This is a genomic window from Sphaerisporangium rhizosphaerae, assembly GCF_042665155.1.
GTDB lineage: Bacteria > Actinomycetota > Actinomycetes > Streptosporangiales > Streptosporangiaceae > Sphaerisporangium > Sphaerisporangium rhizosphaerae.
In genome coordinates this window covers 388,258-402,789 of record NZ_JBHTCG010000004.1, presented here as the reverse complement: position 1 = coordinate 402,789, position 14,532 = coordinate 388,258, and the positions used below count along the sequence as shown (strand labels likewise).

The window sequence follows — 14,532 nt, the reverse complement described above, 5'->3', positions numbered from 1 at the left end:
GTGAAGGCGTCGGGGGTGGCGGAGTTGCGGCCGGTGGAGGTGTTGGGGGTGGGGGGCCGCGCGTGGTGGGCTGTCGAATCGACGTTCGCCACGGTCCGGGATCGGACCAAGGTCACCAACCGGGTTCCCGCGCTGCCGGGCCGGCCATGGCCCTCAAGCTGATCGAATCCGCCCAAGCCCGCCGGCGCGCGGTCAACGCACCCCGCCTGGACGTCCTCGCTCGTGCCGGAGCGGTCTTCACCAATGGGAAACCCCTCGAACGCCCCGACGACCTGGCCGCCTGACCCACCCCTCTGCCCCCGACCACAGGAGCACACGGTGAACAACACCATCGACAAGATCGCCTGGATCCACCTGGACAACGGCAAGATCCTCAGCACCCGGTCACGAGGCAAGAACGCCTACTACATCCCCGGCGGCAAACGCGAACCCGGCGAAACCGACCTCGAAACCCTCATTCGCGAGATCGACGAGGAACTCTCCATCACCATCATCCCCGCCACCGCCACCCACGTGGGCACCTACCACGCCCAAGCACACGGCCACGCCGAGGGCATCACCGTCCAGATGACCTGCTACACCGCCGACCATCACGGAGTACCGACGCCCAGCAGCGAGATCGAAGAAATCACCTGGCTGAGCTACGCCGACCGCGACCGCGTGTCCCCGGTCGACCAGATCATCTTCGATCACCTACACCAGACCGGACAACTTCACTGACTCGGCGACACTCAAACCGATCCACAGGTATTGACTACTGCTCGAGGTGCGGGGTGAGTGGGTCAGCGGGTCAGTTGTCGGCCGCCGGCTATGGAGAGGGTTTCGCCGTTGATGTGGCCGTTGGCGGCTGAGCCCAGGTAGGCGACGGCGCTGGCGACGTCTTCGGGGGTGCAGATGCGTCCCGTCGGTGTTTTCGCCCCCTCGGCGTCGACGGCCTGCCGTCCCATGCCGGGCCAGTTCAGCGCCCGGTCGGTCAGGGTGAAGCCGGGCCGGACGACGTTGGTGAGGACGCCGTGCCGTGCCTCGCGGGCGGCGAGCACCTTCGCAGCCGTTTCGATCGCCCCCTTGACCGCGGGATAGGTCACGGCCGCCGGCATCGGCTGCTCGACCACGTCGGAGGAGATCAGCACCAGCCGTCCCCACCCGGTGTCCCGCATGCGGGGAAGGACGGCGTCGACCAGGGCCATCGTCCCGGTCACGTTCGCGACCAGGCCCTCGCTGAGGATGTCCCAGGTGTCGGGCGCCATCGGCGGCCAGGCGACGGCGTTCGCCACCAGGACCGCGATGTCGCCGAGTTCGCGTTCGACCTGGTCGGTCACCGCCCGGGCGGAGTCACGGTCGCGCTGGTCGATGCGCACCGCGATCGCCTTCCCGCCCGCCTGGGTGATCGACTCGACCACGGCGCGCGCGTTCTCCTCGTTGCCGTGCCAGCCCGCGGCGACCAGAGCGCCCTCCTGCGCGAACGTCGCGGCGATCGCGGCGCCGATGGCGCCGGACGCCCCGGTGACCAGCACGACGCGACCGTTGAGCCCGAGATCCATGGCTGCTCCCTAATAGTTAGTCGGCTATCTATTAGCCGACTATACATCGATAGGATGGGGGCATGGACAGCAGTGAGGTCATGCGCGTCAACCGGGCGCTGAACAAGATGAGCAAGCTCTACCGCGCCGCGAAGGCGCGCAAGCTGGCGGCGCTCGGGCTGCACCCGGGGCAGGACGTGCTGCTGTGGCTGCTGGTCCAGGAACGTGACGGCATGACGATCTCCGAACTGGCGGCACGGCTCGGCATCGAGCCGCCGACCGCCACTCGCAGCCTGGCCCGCCTGGAGTCGGGCGGGTGGTTCCGTCGTGAGCCCGTGCCCACCGATCGCCGCCAAGTGCGCATCGTGGTCACCGAGGCCGGCCACGAGCTGGTGCCCGCCATCGAACGCGTGTGGACGGAGCTGGCCGAGCAGACGCTGGGGGAGGCGAGCGGCGAGCAGCGCGAGATCGTGCTGAGCGCGATCGAGGACGCCAACGACCGGCTGCGCGGCCTCGTCGGGGGCGAGGATCAGGCCCAGGCCGTCCTGGCCGACGAGTGAGCCCGTACCCCCTGGAGATCATATTCGAACCTGTGTACGAGTCTGTGGAAACTGTGGACAACTCTCGTACGGCAGGACGGCAGGACGAGAGAAGACGGAACGACCGGCGGCCGCGGCGCCGGGGGCGGCGGCCGCCGGGATCACCGGGTCAGGGTGTGACGACGGCGAGCTTGTCGACGTAGTCCTCGGTGACCCAGAGGTTGTCGTCGGAGGCGACGGTGAGCTGTAGCGGCCCGGCGACACTGGTGGGCAGGGCGTACTCGCTGACCGTGCCGGTCGTGGTGACGCTCGCGACCTTGCCGGCGGACTGCTCGGCGAACCGCACGTTGCCGTCCAGGCCGAGGGTCATTCCCCAGGGCAAGGCGTTGGGGTCGGTGAGGGAGTAGTCGGTGAAGGTGCCGGTGGTGGTGACCGAGCCCACCTTGCCGTTGCCGTCGCCGTACCACAGGTTGCCGTCCGCGCCGGTGGTGATGCCCAGCGGCATCGCACCGGAGGGGGCGGTGAACTCGGTGACCGTGCCGCCGGTGGTGATCCGCGCGACCTTGCCGAGGAGCGGCTCGGTGAACCACAGGTTCCCGTCCGGTCCGGCGGTGATGAACAGCGGGTAGGCGCCGGAGGTCGGCAGGGTGTACTCGGTGATGGTGCCCGAGGTGGTGATCTTGGCGACCTTGTTGGCGTCGGGTTCGGTGAACCACAGGTTGCCGTCCGGCCCCGAGGTGATCGACCAGGGGTAGGAGCCCGAGACCGGCAGGGTGTACTCGGTGATGGTGCCCGAGGTGGTGATCTTGCCGATCCTGTTGCCCGTCGCCTCGGTGAACCACAGCAGGCCGTCCGGTCCGGCGGTGATGTGCGCGGGCTGGGAGTCGGCGGTGGGCAGGGAGTACTCGGTGAACACGCCCGCCGTGGTGACCTTGCCGATCTTGTTGCCGGCGTTCTCGGTGAACCACACGTTGTCGTCCGGCCCGGAGGCGATGCCGACGGGGGTGGCCGGGCTCGTCGGAATGGAGATCTCGTTGATGGTCGGCGTCAGCGCGGATCGCTCCGCGCTCGCGCCCCGCCGCTCCCGGGGCTTGGGCGGGATGGAACAGCGGATGCGCTTGTGACGGGGCTGCGTCTTGAGCTTCAGGCAGAGCTTCACCCACGGACGCGGGGGCGAAGGCCGGTGCGGCGGTGCGGTGGACGCGGCGGCCGGCATGTGGGCCGCCAGGATCAGCGCCATGACCATGAGCGGATATCCCAGCGACCTGGGGCTGCGAGGCATGACATTCCTTCCGGAAATATGCGGAACACGTGAGTGCATTGATTTCTTGGGCGGCTCGAATGCTTTTGGTGCCATGGCGTCATGCTCGATGCGCGGATTTCACCGGCAGTGGGCGTCGAACGCTCCGTCACGAGCCGTCCGGGTGAATTGCCACCGCGGTTCGGCCCAGCCGGTGCAACTATCTCCCGGCGCCGCGGCCCCGCCTCCGGCGCGTTTGTTCGTGGCCGGTCAGGAGTCCGCCAATAAAGAAGGAGAATGCGGCTCCGGCGGAGAAGGCCGCGATCAGGCGACCGCGTGGGTGATGACGCCGGTGTAGACGCCCGTCTGGACCGAGACGGGGATGGTCACCACCAGCGTCGGCTGCCAGCTGGTGATGGCGGTCAAAGGCGATTTGGTGCCCTTGAAGGCGGCCACCGGCGACGACAGCGGGACGCGCTGGGCCGCGGTGGGTTGTCCAGGGGTGCGGGTGCCGGCGCCGGAGGAGGCGGTGGTCGGTCCGGACCAGTAGGCGATGTTGCCTTTCGAGATGGTCTGTGACGCCGTTCTGGCGCCGGTGGTGAAGTCGGTGGCCGAGACCGTCGCGGTCCAGGAGGCCGACCCGTTGCGGGAGTCCTCCACGGTGACCGTGCCGAGGCTTGAGCTGATGGTGCCGCCGAGGTGGCCGGCGCCGAGGTTCGCCGTGGCGGGCACGGTGATCGTCAAGGTGTTCGCCAGCGCCGCCCTTCTCTGCCGGCGCGCCGGACGCGAGCCGGTGTCCCCGGCCTCCGCCCTGCCGGCACGGGGCCGGGGCCGGCGGGGTGGCGGCTCTGGGAGCGGGACCTCTCGCGGCGGCTCGGTCGCCTGCTCCGGCGACGGCTCGACGAGCGGCCCCCTGAACGGCTCGTCGGACGACGTGGCGAAGGGCGCGTCGAACGGCTCGTCGGACGGCGCGGCGAAGGGCGCGTCGGACGGCGCGGACGACGGCCCGCGAGACGGCTGGACCGGCGGCCCGGTGAACGACGGGAGCGGAGGGATGGACGGGTACGGCGGGGACGGCTCGGAGGTGGGCTGGGTGGACGCGGAGAGCCACGCCCGGGCCGACGGCGGCTCGGAGGTGGGCTGGGGGGACGGGGAGTGCCACGCCCGGGCCAGCGGCGGCCGGAGGCGGTCCGGCGGCTCGGGAGCGCCGGCCGCGGCCGCGGGCGCGCTCAGCACGGCGGCCAACGTGATCGAGGCCAGCAGCGATGAGGCACCGCGGTGGCGGTTTTTCATCCGTTCCCCCCGATCACCTGGTTCGTGTTTACCCTCGGGCGCCGCTCCCCGGTATGCCAAGAAAACATTGGCAGCCTAGGGCTCCGAATCGGACGGTGTTGGCCCACCGGAACCCGCGTACGGCAAACACGACGCAAACAAGTGATCGTCGGCATGCGGGAACAGTGCCAATAGGACGAAGGTTCCACATGGTGAATTCGGTGCGTATTTTGGAAATGCCAGTTCTATCAAGGGGGGCCGATACGGCCGACCGTTCCGGATTACTCGCCATCTGGCAGATCACCAAATATCCGGCGGTACTCGGCGAATCGCCCCTTAGGCGATCATCGGCCCTTCAAACGGTGATCAAAAATCCCTCCGGCGGCCCGCCCGTCCGGTTTCAGGGCGCTGATCACCGTGCAAGATCTGATCAGTATCAGAGCCCACGCGTGGGGGCCCGGGTCAAGGGGGATCGGCAGTTGCCTGGAACATTCCGTCGTAGTGCCATGCCGGCCGCTGCCGTCGCCATCGGCGCCGCCCTGATGGTGGCGCCCTCCGCCACTCCGGCGGAGGCCGGCACCTGCGCCGCCTCGACCACCTGTCCCACCACCGTGACGTTCACGGTGACGGCGTCGGACTCGCTGACCATCGCCGTGCCGGACGGCCCGGTCGCCATCGGAGGCAACACCCCGGGCAACCCGGCCACCGGGCAGCTCGGTTTGATCACGGTCTCCGACCAGCGGGCCGCGCTGACCGCCACTTGGACCGCGACCGTCTCGGCCACGAGCTTCACCACCGGTGGCGGCACCGCCGCCGAGACCATCCTCAACAGCGCCGTCCAATATTGGTCCGGGACCGCCACCGCGACCAGCGGCACCGGAACGTTCGTCCCCGGACAGCTGAACGCCGCGGCGGCGGTGACGCTGGACCAGCCGCGCACCGCGTTCAGCAAGACCACGGGCTCGGGCTCCAACTCCGCCACCTGGAACCCCACCTTGATCGTCAACATCCCCGCCCAGGCCGTGGCGGGCAGCTACACGGGCACGGTGAGCCACCTCGTTGCCTGATCAGCTGTCCCGGCGCGCCCGCGCGTCGCTGCTCACGCTCACCTTCGCAGTCTGCGCGCCGATCGCCGCGCACGCCGGCACCGCGACCGCCGATCCACCCGCCCCGGGCGGGCGGTTCGGCATCGGGGTGGCCGAGATCCCGGCCAGCCGGCTCGACGACCCGCGTGCGCGCGTCTACATCGACGACCACGTCAACCCCGGAACCACCTTCACCAGGGCCCTGAAGGTCTTCAACTTCTCGGCGAAGACCCGGCACATCACGCTGCGCGCCGGTGGCGCGGCCATCAGGAACCATCGCTTCACCTTCGCGCCGCCCCCGGCTGGCAACGAGCTGACCTCCTGGATCCGCTTGAGCCGGACCAAGCTGGACCTGCGTCCTGGCGACAGTGCGCTGGTGAGGGCGACCATCGCCGTTCCGGCCTGGGCGAGCGAGGGAGAGCGGTACGCCGTGATCTGGGCGAGGCTCGCCTCGCCCAAACCCGGACCGGGGACCAACATCGCCCTGGTCAACCTGGTGGGCGTCCGCGCCTACCTGCACGTGGGCCCGGGCGGCGAACCGGCCACGGACTTCGAGATCGGCCAGGTGCACCCCCGCCTCGGGGTGGACGGCGACTACCGGGTCGTGGCGACCGTGACCAATACCGGACATCGTGCCATCGACGTGCAGGGCCGGCTGTACCTGTTGGAGGGCCCCGACCGACTGAAGGAGGCCGGTCCGTATCCCATCGCCCGGGGCACGACCCTGGCCCCCGGCGAGGAGGCGGAGGTCACCGTGCCGCTCGGTCGCGGCGTGCCCGACGGACGGTGGAAGTACCGTCTCACCGTGCAGAGCGGCCGGGTCAGCCGGACCGCGACCGGCACGCTGACCCTGTTGCGCGGGCCGGCCGCCCCCCACCGGGCGCTCGCGCTGCTTCCCCTGCTGCTCACCGGCCTGGGCTGCGCCGCACTGACCCTGCTCGCGGCCATCGTGTACCGCCGCGTGCGCGAACGCGTGCCCGGCCGCCAGGCCGGGTGATGGCCCGTTGACGGCCGGGTCGACGACCGGCTGACGGCCGGCTGGCGGCCGCGTGATGGCGGTCTGAGGCCGGTTCCCGCGACCGAGGCGATCGGTGTCCGGCGACCGGTACCGCGGTCGTGGCCGAGGCCCGGCGACGGCGCCGCCTGGCATGGCCGGAACGCGGAAAGGTGCGTAAGAATGAGGCGAGCCGCCGGAGAAAGCCGAAACAACCTCCCTTGCGGGTTCTGACTCATCGAGGTTGATTTCGTGGCATGCGCACTCGTGTGGGGAAAGTAAATCGTCCTGCTCGTCCCGTAGATGGTTCTGTGACGAGAAATCGGGAGTTCCGTCTGCTGTGGCTGAGCTTCACCATGTCGGTGGCGGCCGACCAGATCTTCCCGGTCACGGTGACCATCGTGGCCCTCAACGCGGGCGGCACCGCCTCGACCGTCGGCGCGATCTTCACCGGCCGGTGGGTCGCGCTGATCGTGTTCTCCCTCCTGGGCGGGCTGTGGGCGGACCGGCTGCCGCGCCGGACGGTCATGATGGCCTCGCTGGCCTTCCAGTGCTGCGTGGTCGCGGTGGGACTGCACGGCGGCGGCCCCCCGTGGCTGCTGGCGTCCCTGGTCTTCCTCGTCGGGGCGGCGGAGGCGTTCCACCGGCCCGCCTACCAGGCATGCCTGTCGTCGGTGCTCACCCCCGCGCAGCGCCCGGCGGCGGCGGCGCTGATGGCGGTCTCCTGGCGGCTCGGCGCCATCGTCGGACCCGGCCTCGGCGCGTACATCGTGACCGCCTGGTCTCCCGGCATCGGGTTTCTCGCCGTGATGACGGCCTACCTGCTCGCCCTGCTCCTCCAGCTTCCGCTGCGCGAACCGGCCGTCGCGCCGGCGCGGCGGTCCTCGGCCGTCCGGGAGATCGCCGACGGCCTGTCGGAGGTGTCACGACGGCCGTGGGTCCTGGGAGGCACCCTCGCCATGGCGTTCCAGCACATGCTCGCCATCGCTCCGGCGCAGGTCATGCTGCCCCTGGTCTCCCGCGAGGCCTTCGGCGGCGACGCGGTCTACGGAGCCGCCCTCGCCCTGCTGTCGGTCGGCGGCCTGGTGGGCGGGCTGATCAGCATGAGGTGGAGACCGAGCCGGCCCGGGGTGGCCGCGATCTGCGGGGTCGCCATGTACGGCGCCGTGCCGCTCGCGCTGACCTGGCCGGCCTCGCCGCTGCTGCTGTACGCGTGCTACATCGCCGCCGGTGTGGGGCTGGAGATCTACGGCGTGCAGTGGGCGGTGAACCTCCAGCGGGAGATCCCGCCGGAACGCCTGGCCAGGGTGACCTCCGTCGACTGGCTGGTCTCCTCGATGATGACGCCTCTCGGCCTCATGGTGACCGGCCCGGCGAGCGCGGCGGTCGGCCGGTCGACGCTGCTGGGGCTGAGCGCGCTGGCCGCGTTCGCCGTGCCGCTCGCCACCCTCTTCCTACGCGGAATGCCGCGCTTCAACAGCGACCTGCCCCCGGCCGGCGCGGAGCGCATTTCCGCGGAGGCGGCGCCCGCCCCGCTCGGAACGCCCTGACTTTCCCCGCGGCGCCCGCGCTTTAGGAACCCGTGACGTTTTCCGAATTACGGCGGGACCGGAATGTGGCCGGAATTCGTGCCGACCCGCCATATTGCGAAACCTCGACAAGAAAGGATCTATCGCTCCGATTGCCGGCGATCTATTCTGAGGGGCGGTCGGACGGCCGTCGATCAGGTCAAAGAGTCAGCAAGTCAGCAAGTCAGCAAGTCGGCGAGTCAGCCGAGCGTGTCGACGAGAAGAGGCAACTCGTGAGCGACATCAGAGACTCCGACGAGAACCACGAGAACAAGGCCGCAGAGGACCCCTGCTCCACCGACGCCGTGAAGATCGAGATCCGCAGGCTGGACCGCCTCGAGACCACCGAACGCCTCAGCAACCCCTCCGGGTCCTGACCGGCCCCTATCGGCGGAGCCGCGACCGGGCCTCGCGCGCGCCCGACCGCGGCTCCGCGCCCCCCTTGGCGTCCACGCCTTCACCGGGGAGGCCGCGTTGCGGTTGCCGAGAGTGAAGCCCGAGCACGCGCCCTACCGTCTCGACGGCGGCCTGGTCCGCATCGGCGGCGACGTCTACGGGCCGGCCCACGAGATCAAGGACCCGAACGGCTGGGTGTGGACGGCCCTCGAGGCGATGAACGGCACGCGGACCTGCGCCGATGTCACCGCCCTGCTCCTGGCCGGCTTCCCGGAGCTGACCCGGCGCGACGCGGAGTCGATCGTCGCCCGGCTCCTCGGTTCCGGCCACATCGAGGACGCGGGAACGGCGGAGGCGCCCGAACTGACTCCGCGCGAGCGCGACCGGTACAGCCGGGGCCAGGCGTTCTTCCGCTGGGCGGACCTCACCCCGCGGGAGCACGGCTGGGACGCACAGCTCCGGCTGCGCCGCTCGCGCGTCCTGGTGGTCGGCGTCGGCGGCGTGGGCGCCTGCGCGGCGCAGGCCCTCGCGGCCTCCGGGGCGGGGGTGCTGCGCCTGGTCGACGACGACCGGGTCGAGTTGGCCAATCTCAACCGCCAGCTCCTGTTCACCGAGGCCGACATCGGCCGTCCCAAGGTGGAGGTCGCCGTCGAGCGGCTGAGCCGGCTGAACTCCGACATCGAGGTGTCGGGCGCCGTCCTGCGCGTCCGGAGCGAGCGGGATCTCGCGGCCCTGCTGCCGGGGTTCGACGTGGTGGCCATGTGCGCCGACGAGCCCAAAGGAGAGGACGGCATCCGCGTGTGGGCCGGCCGGGCCTGCTTCGCCGCCGGGATCCCCTGGGTGGGCGGCGGCTACAGCGGCCCGCTGGTGACCACGGGCGTCTTCGCCCCCGGCCGCGGAGCCTGCTACGAGTGCATGCAGCGCATCGAGGACCGCAGGCGCGCGGGCCCCGGTCACGGCCCTCCGGGGGCCGCGGGCCGTCCCGTCCACCTCGGCGGTCCCGGCGCGATCGCCACCTCGGCCGGGATGTGCGGCCACATGGTCGCCCATGGGGTCATCCGGCTCATCACCGAGGTCCCGCCGGTCACGGCGTGCTACATCCAGGGCACCAATCTCGTCGCCCCGGAGCAGCCGATCTTCGGCGAGTTCCCGCAGGGCGAGCCGGGGTGCGCCGTATGCACGCGGTGACGGGAGGCCGCGCCGTATGCACGCGGTGACGGGAGCCTCCCGCGTACGGCTCCACCGGCTCAGAACGCGTCGCGACGGTTCCGGCTGGATCATCGGGCGGGTCGAGACCGGCACGTTCGCGTCCTTCCCCGACATCGGTCGGACGGTGATCGACCTGCTGGCCGAGGGCCGGACGGTGGACGAGGTCGCGGCGCGGGTCACCGCCGAGACCGGGACGAGAGTCGACGTGGCCGACTTCTGCGCGGCGCTGACCGACCTGGGGTTCGTGGCGGGCATGGACGGCCGGCCGGTCGCGGACACCGGGCGGCGAAGGCCCTCGCTTCCCTGGCTGAAGCCGCGCCACGTCCGGTGGACGCTGAGTCCGGCCGTCCACGCCGGGGTGGGGTTGCTGGTCCTGTGCGGGCTGGTGGTCCTGGCCGTCCGCCCGGAGGTCATGCCGAGTCCCGGCATCATGGCCTGGAGCCGGTTCGGCACCGTCTCGCTGCTCACCCAGGTCGCCATCACCTGGGGGCTGGTGCTGCTGCACGAGCTCGCCCATCTCGGCACGGCCCGGGCGGCCGGGGTGCCCGGGCGGATCACCCTCGGCTCGCGCCTGCAGTTCCTCGTCGTGCAGACCGACGTGTCGGGGGTCTGGGGCGAGGACAGGCGCGTCCGGATGAGCGCCTACCTCGCCGGAATGGCGCTGGACGCGGCCGTCATGGCGGCCGGGCTGATGGCGCTCGCCGTCTGGCCGGGCGAGGGCGGCCCGCACACCGTTGCCGCCATCGTCGTCCTGACCCAGATCGACGCGCTGAGCTTCCAGTTCCTGGTGTTCATGCGGACCGACCTCTACTTCGTCGCCCAGGACCTCGCCGGGTGCCGCAACCTGTACGGCGACGGCGTGGCGTACGGGCGGTTCCTGATCGGCCGCCTGGCGAGAAGGGGTGGGGCGAACCCGCTCGCGGGCTTCCCGCGACGGGAGCGCGTCGCGGTGCGCCTCTACACGGTGCTGCTGGTGGTGGGTACGGCGGCCTGCCTGACCGTGGTCGCGACGCTCATGCTCCCCGCGCTCGCCGCCATCGCGGGGCCCGCGATCGGCACGCTGGTGAACGGCGGCGAGGCGCCGGCCGTCGTGGACGCGGTGGCGGTGGTCGCGGTGCTGGCCGGCGTCCAGGGCCTGTGGGTTTGGACGTGGTGGCGCCGGCACGGGCCGAAGGTCCGCCGATGGTGCGCGTCCGCCGCGGCGGCCCTGACGCCCTCCCGGCGGCACGGCTGACCCTCTGCCGGGCCGATTCCTTTCGCGGGACGGCGTGCTCCGTATCTCCCCTTGGCGACGAAATTCCCCCATTCGGTGAATCGACCTCTCGATCGCCGGCGCGAGGCTATTTCGAGGCCGTTCTCCCGCGGCCGGCCCGCCATTTCGGCCGTTGCCTCCCGAGAGGCCGCTTCATGTCCGTGCCGGCGCCGAAGTCCAGGTCAGCGGCTCACAGGCTGGCCAAGGCCCCCGATCGCGTCACAGGTTCGTAAGAATCGGTGAATGCCTTCCGCTGTAAGGTCGCAGAAGTGATCGAACAGTGCGGCGCGCGCGGCCGGCCGGTGGAAATGGCCGACGCCGGAATGCGGGCGCGCGAGAACACCGGAGCGAGGCGGGACGATGGTTCGCCGTAGTGACGGGAAAAGCCTGGAGCGCCGGGCGGAGGCATTCGTGCGCGGCGTCTCGGGGCGCTTCAGCAGCGGGCTGCACTCCGAGCGGACGGCCGCTCAGCTCGGCGTGTGGCTCGGCCTGAGCTTCACGGTGGCCTTCGTCACCGGGCTGGTGAGCCACTTCATGCAGCATCCGCCGGCCTGGCTGCTGTGGCCGTCCCGGCCGGTGAACCTGTACCGGGTCACGCAGGGAGCCCACGTCATCGGCGGGCTGGCGACCATCCCGTTGCTGCTGGCCAAGCTGTGGACGGTCTACCCGCGGCTGTTCCAGTGGCCGCCCTTCCGTTCGGCGCCGCAGGCGGTGGAACGCGCGCTGGTGCTCGCGCTGGTGGGCGGATCGCTGTTCCAGCTCGTCACCGGGCTGCTGAACATCTCTTACGCGTACCTGTGGCCGTTCTCCTTCACCGCGGCGCACTACTGGACGGCCTACCTGGTCTACGGCGCGCTGGTCATCCACGTGGTGAACGAGTGGGCCAAGGTCCGCGCCCGGTTCTGGACGCGGGAACCGGTCGGACCAGGCGACATGGCCCGGCGGCGGTTCCTCGCCACGGTGGCGGCGGCCTCGGGCGTCACCGTCCTGGTCACGGTGGGCGAGACCTACCCGCCCCTCGCCCGGTGGGCCGTGCTCGCGCCGCGCGGCCCGCGCATCGGCCCGCAGGGCGTCCCGGTGAACAAGACCGCGGCCGCGGCCGGGGTGAGCGCGGTCGCCGCGGACGCGGGGTACCGGCTCACGGTCACCGGGGCGGTGCGCACGCCCCTGTCCCTCACCTACGCCGACCTGCTGCGGTGGCCGCAGCACACCGCCCGGTTGCCGATCTCGTGCGTGGAGGGCTGGAGCGCGGAGGCGGAGTGGGCCGGGATCCGCCTGCGCGACCTGCTCGCCCGGGCGGGTGCGGCCCCGGACGCCGTGGTCACGGTCGAGTCGCTGGAGCGCGGCGGGGCCTACCGGTCCAGCGAGGTGCGCTCGCCGCACTGGGGCGACCCGCTCACCTTGCTGGCCCTGCGCCTCAACGGCGCCCCGCTCGCCCCCGACCACGGCTTCCCCCTGCGTCTCATCGCGCCGAACCGGCCCGGCGTGCTGCAGACCAAGTGGGTCACCGAGGTGGTGGTCACATGAACCGGCCGGACGGCACCTCTCCCGACGCCCGCACCGAACCGGGCGACTCCTCCCTCGCCGCGACGACAGGGCCCGACGGCGTCTCCTCCCTCGCCGCGATGGCAGGGCCCGGCGGCGCCTCCTCCGGCGCCGTGCACGGGCGGGACGACGCTTCGCGCGCCGGCTCGGGCCGGTGGCGGTGGGCGGGGTACGGCGCCGGCGGCGCGCTGGTCGTCGTCGGGCTGGCGGGTCTGGCGGCGGACGCCCACCACACCGACCCCCTCGGCTGGGCCCTGTGGTTCGGCGGGCTGGTCGCCGCGCACGACGGCGTCCTGGCGCCGCTGGTCGCGGCGGTCGCCGTGCTCACCGGGGCGGTGCGCGAGCCGTACCGGTTCTGGGTGCGCGCCGCGCTGGCCGTGGCCGGCGTGCTCGGCCTGCTCGCGCTGCCGATGGTGCTGGGCATCGGCCGCAGGGCCGACAACCCGTCGCTGCTCCCGCTGGACTACGGGCGCAACCTGCTCCTCGTGCTGGCCGTGGTCGCGGTCGCTGCCGCGGCGGCGATGGCCGCGGCCTGGCTGCGAGCTCGGCGAACCGGACGGGCGCGGCTCTCCCGGCGGCGGCGGACGCACTGAGAGCGGGCCGTCCCCGGCTCAGTCCAGGGCTTCGCGCACGGTGGTCAGTGTCGCGGCGAACCGGGTGCCGGGCGCTGAGGCCGCGACGTCGCAGGCGTCGGCGAAGGTGTCGACGTCGCGCAGTTCGGGCAGCACGGCAAGGCTCAGCCCGGCCTCGCGCAGGCGCCGTAGCTGGGCCGCTCCGGTGTGGGGCTGCGACATGGGCACGCCGAGCACCAGCGCCGGGTCGGGGCGGCGCAGGCCGAGCAGCCAGAACCCGCCGTCCGCGGCGGGCCCGTACACCGCGTCGTGCGAGGCCAGCGCGGCGCGGGCGGCCTCCAGCAGGGGTGCGGTGAGCTGCGGGGTGTCCATGCCGACCAGGACGGTGGGCATCGCGTGCGGCCGGCCGGCGTCGGTGAAGGCCGCCGCCAGCCGCTCGTCCAGCCCGGCCCCGCGTTGCGGGATGACCGTGAACCCACGGGGCAGCCAGGGGCCCGGCATCCCCTGCAGGGCGAGCACCCGGCGCGGCGTCCGGGTCGCCGCCACCGTGCGCAGGGTGTCCTCCAGGGCGGCGGCCGCGAGCCGGGCGGCCTGCTCGGCCGTGCACGGCGGGCAGAGCCGGGTCTTGACCCGGCCCGGCAGCGGTTCCTTGGCGATGACCAGGACCTGGGTCACGCGTTCTCCCGCATGACCCGCCGCATGTCGCCGATGGCGCGCACCGTCCCGCGCACCGTGCCCGTCACCTTGGAGCGTCCCGCGCGCGGGAGGTAGTCCACCTCGGCCTCGGCGATCCGCCAGCCGGCCGCGGCGGCGCGCAGCACCATCTCCAGCGGGTAGCCGAACCTGCGGTCGCTCAGCCCCAGGGCGAGCAGCGCGTCGCGGCGGGCCGCGCGCATCGGGCCGAGGTCGTGCACCCCGGCCCCGGTGCGGCGGCGCAGGCGGCGAGCCAGCAGGGCGTTGGCGGCCCGCGCGTGCGGCGGCCAGGCCCCGGCCGAGCGGGTGATCCGCCGGCCGAGCACCAGGTCGGCGTCCCCGGCCGCGACCGGCTCGGTGACGCGCGGCAGTTGCCGCGGATCGAGGGAGGCGTCGGCGTCCATGAAGGCGACGATGTCGCCGGTCGCGGCCAGCAGCCCGGCATGGCAGGCGGCGCCGAACCCGCGCCGCGGCTCGACGACCACCTGTGCCCCGAACCGGGCGGCGACCTTCACCGAGCCGTCCGTCGAGCCGTTGTCCACCACGATGGGCCGGCAGCCGGCCGGCATGCGCTCCAGCACCCAGGGGAGGGCGGCCTCCTCGTCCAGGCACGGCAGCACCACGTCGATCTCCATGGGCCGACGCTA

At 72.1% G+C, this 14,532-nt stretch carries 15 protein-coding genes and 1 pseudogene; 11 read left to right on the top strand and 5 right to left on the bottom strand.

Annotation, left to right across the window (positions count from 1 at the left end; translation table 11 throughout):
- Window positions 1-72: 72 nt before the first annotated feature.
- Together ACFQSB_RS08895 and ACFQSB_RS08890 are read left to right on the top strand one after the other, a co-directional pair.
- Window positions 73-284 (top strand): annotated as a pseudogene (locus tag ACFQSB_RS08895) (IS256 family transposase); the annotation flags it as partial.
- A 34-nt stretch (window positions 285-318) separates the two neighbouring features.
- Window positions 319-720 (top strand): NUDIX hydrolase, encoded by a 402-nt coding sequence (locus tag ACFQSB_RS08890; RefSeq protein WP_380825524.1) that lies wholly within the window; start codon window positions 319-321, stop codon window positions 718-720.
- Window positions 721-782: 62 nt separating this feature from the next.
- Here ACFQSB_RS08890 and ACFQSB_RS08885 read toward each other — a convergent pair whose 3' ends face one another.
- Window positions 783-1,541 carry an SDR family NAD(P)-dependent oxidoreductase gene (locus tag ACFQSB_RS08885; protein WP_380825523.1) on the bottom strand — a complete coding sequence of 253 codons (759 nt, stop codon included), beginning with the start codon at window positions 1,539-1,541 and terminating at the stop codon, window positions 783-785.
- Window positions 1,542-1,603: 62 nt separating this feature from the next.
- Between ACFQSB_RS08885 and ACFQSB_RS08880 the strand changes: the two genes are divergently transcribed.
- The gene (locus ACFQSB_RS08880; RefSeq protein ID WP_354843040.1) at window positions 1,604-2,080 is read left to right on the top strand and encodes a MarR family winged helix-turn-helix transcriptional regulator; all 477 of its coding nucleotides are present in this window, start codon (window positions 1,604-1,606) and stop codon (window positions 2,078-2,080) included.
- Window positions 2,081-2,228: 148 nt separating this feature from the next.
- Here ACFQSB_RS08880 and ACFQSB_RS08875 read toward each other — a convergent pair whose 3' ends face one another.
- Window positions 2,229-3,341, bottom strand: a complete 1,113-nt coding sequence (locus ACFQSB_RS08875; protein WP_380825522.1) for a Vgb family protein — start codon at window positions 3,339-3,341, stop codon at window positions 2,229-2,231.
- A 282-nt stretch (window positions 3,342-3,623) separates the two neighbouring features.
- Window positions 3,624-4,592 carry a hypothetical protein gene (locus tag ACFQSB_RS08870; protein ID WP_380825520.1) on the bottom strand — a complete coding sequence of 323 codons (969 nt, stop codon included), beginning with the start codon at window positions 4,590-4,592 and terminating at the stop codon, window positions 3,624-3,626.
- A 485-nt stretch (window positions 4,593-5,077) separates the two neighbouring features.
- Here ACFQSB_RS08870 and ACFQSB_RS08865 point away from each other — a divergent pair, with 485 nt between their 5' ends.
- The 8 genes from ACFQSB_RS08865 to ACFQSB_RS08830 all read left to right on the top strand — a co-directional run bounded on the left by ACFQSB_RS08865 (window position 5,078) and on the right by ACFQSB_RS08830 (window position 13,213).
- The gene (locus tag ACFQSB_RS08865) at window positions 5,078-5,638 is read left to right on the top strand and encodes a hypothetical protein (protein WP_380825519.1); all 561 of its coding nucleotides are present in this window, start codon (window positions 5,078-5,080) and stop codon (window positions 5,636-5,638) included.
- Window positions 5,631-6,653 (top strand): peptidase, encoded by a 1,023-nt coding sequence (locus tag ACFQSB_RS08860; RefSeq protein ID WP_380825518.1) that lies wholly within the window; start codon window positions 5,631-5,633, stop codon window positions 6,651-6,653. Before ACFQSB_RS08865 ends, ACFQSB_RS08860 begins: the two co-directional genes overlap by 8 nt.
- Window positions 6,654-6,961: 308 nt before the next feature.
- Entirely contained in the window at window positions 6,962-8,200 is a 1,239-nt protein-coding gene (locus ACFQSB_RS08855; protein WP_354843025.1) for an MFS transporter, read from the top strand.
- A gap of 251 nt (window positions 8,201-8,451) precedes the next feature.
- Complete coding sequence (locus ACFQSB_RS08850) at window positions 8,452-8,595, top strand: hypothetical protein (RefSeq protein WP_380825517.1); 144 nt, start codon at window positions 8,452-8,454, stop codon at window positions 8,593-8,595.
- Window positions 8,596-8,692: 97 nt separating this feature from the next.
- Window positions 8,693-9,802 (top strand): HesA/MoeB/ThiF family protein, encoded by a 1,110-nt coding sequence (locus ACFQSB_RS08845; RefSeq protein WP_380825515.1) that lies wholly within the window; start codon window positions 8,693-8,695, stop codon window positions 9,800-9,802.
- A 16-nt stretch (window positions 9,803-9,818) separates the two neighbouring features.
- Entirely contained in the window at window positions 9,819-11,057 is a 1,239-nt protein-coding gene (locus tag ACFQSB_RS08840; RefSeq protein ID WP_380825513.1) for a hypothetical protein, read from the top strand.
- A gap of 378 nt (window positions 11,058-11,435) precedes the next feature.
- Window positions 11,436-12,602 (top strand): molybdopterin-dependent oxidoreductase, encoded by a 1,167-nt coding sequence (locus tag ACFQSB_RS08835; protein ID WP_380825512.1) that lies wholly within the window; start codon window positions 11,436-11,438, stop codon window positions 12,600-12,602.
- Window positions 12,599-13,213 carry a hypothetical protein gene (locus tag ACFQSB_RS08830; RefSeq protein ID WP_380825510.1) on the top strand — a complete coding sequence of 205 codons (615 nt, stop codon included), beginning with the start codon at window positions 12,599-12,601 and terminating at the stop codon, window positions 13,211-13,213. Before ACFQSB_RS08835 ends, ACFQSB_RS08830 begins: the two co-directional genes overlap by 4 nt.
- An 18-nt stretch (window positions 13,214-13,231) precedes the next feature.
- On the opposite strand, the gene ACFQSB_RS08825 is transcribed toward ACFQSB_RS08830, so the two are convergent.
- Both ACFQSB_RS08825 and ACFQSB_RS08820 read right to left on the bottom strand, forming a co-directional pair.
- The gene (locus ACFQSB_RS08825) at window positions 13,232-13,867 is read right to left on the bottom strand and encodes a TIGR04282 family arsenosugar biosynthesis glycosyltransferase (protein ID WP_380825508.1); all 636 of its coding nucleotides are present in this window, start codon (window positions 13,865-13,867) and stop codon (window positions 13,232-13,234) included.
- Window positions 13,864-14,520 carry a glycosyltransferase family 2 protein gene (locus ACFQSB_RS08820; protein ID WP_380825507.1) on the bottom strand — a complete coding sequence of 219 codons (657 nt, stop codon included), beginning with the start codon at window positions 14,518-14,520 and terminating at the stop codon, window positions 13,864-13,866. Before ACFQSB_RS08820 ends, ACFQSB_RS08825 begins: the two co-directional genes overlap by 4 nt.
- Window positions 14,521-14,532 lie beyond the last annotated feature (12 nt).